This window comes from Variovorax sp. P4_D9 (assembly GCF_056401695.1).
The window spans coordinates 1-955 of the sequence record NZ_JBFUIU010001583.1 but is presented as its reverse complement, the minus strand read 5'-3'; the positions used below and the strand labels follow the sequence as shown (position 1 = coordinate 955).

The 955-nt window shown below is 64.4% G+C and carries 1 protein-coding gene; it reads right to left on the bottom strand.

Annotated elements, in window-relative coordinates:
- Nucleotides 1-200: 200 nt before the first annotated feature.
- On the bottom strand, nt 201-955 hold a 755-nt coding region (locus AC1DY5_RS57065), incomplete at its 5' end, for a LacI family DNA-binding transcriptional regulator (RefSeq protein ID WP_478122946.1).

Here is a 955-nt window from a genome sequence, read left to right as displayed (position 1 = left end):
GCTTACGACGCCATCGCTGTCGACAGGCGCCCACAGGGAAGTCAGATCGCAGCGCTGCTGGAATTTTTAGGGTCTAAGCAATTTCAAGGTGCGCTAGCCCGGTTCGGTCTGCAACCCGTGCAGATTGCTTTGGGTAGCAGGCGGCGGCCAAGGGGGATCGTGTGACGCTCTTGCGGGCAGCTGCATCCGGCGACCAAACCTTAGAGCCGGGACGCCTCACGTCTAAGGCGTGTGTCGCGGCTCCCTGTCTTGGCTGGGGCAAGCGGATTGCCACCACGGCCCAGCATCTCGGGGTCCGCAACTTCTTGCGTACTGCCCCGCACGACCAAGGAAGGCGCGGAAATGGAGCGGTAGGGCGGAAGCGGCGTCGTCCGCTGCCGCAACTGATGCAAGAACCACAAGCCGCAGGAGGTGGCCATTTCAGACACCGGAAGGCTGATCGTCGTCAAGCCAGCGCCCCACCAGGCGAACCCGGCCTCGTCGCCGAAGCCCACCACCGAAAGGTCCTCGGGCACGCGAATCCCCATAGCGATGCATTCGTTGACGACGGCGTGCGTGTGCCGCACACCAGCGATCACAACGGCCGACGGAGGGCGCTCCAGCCGCAGCAGGCCGCCAAGGCCTGCGCCGCTCGCCAACTCGTCGTCGGGTGCGCCACACAACTCCAGTGCGGGATCATGACTGGCGCTCAGCGCCAGTGCATCGCGGTAGCCCTTCAATCGCGCGGCGCCTGTCGGCAAATCCATCGGCGGGCCGATGTATGCGATGCGCCGGTGACCAAGCTGCAGGAGATGTTCCACAGCCAGACCCAACGCCCGGACGTCATCTATCCCAAACCACTGCTTCCCCAAACTGGTGTGCTCGCGCAGCAACTGAATGTGTGGCATGGTCTGCAGAAGCTTTGCTGTCGCAGGCAGCGGCCGCGCGCAGGGCACCAGAATCATCCCGGCGACAT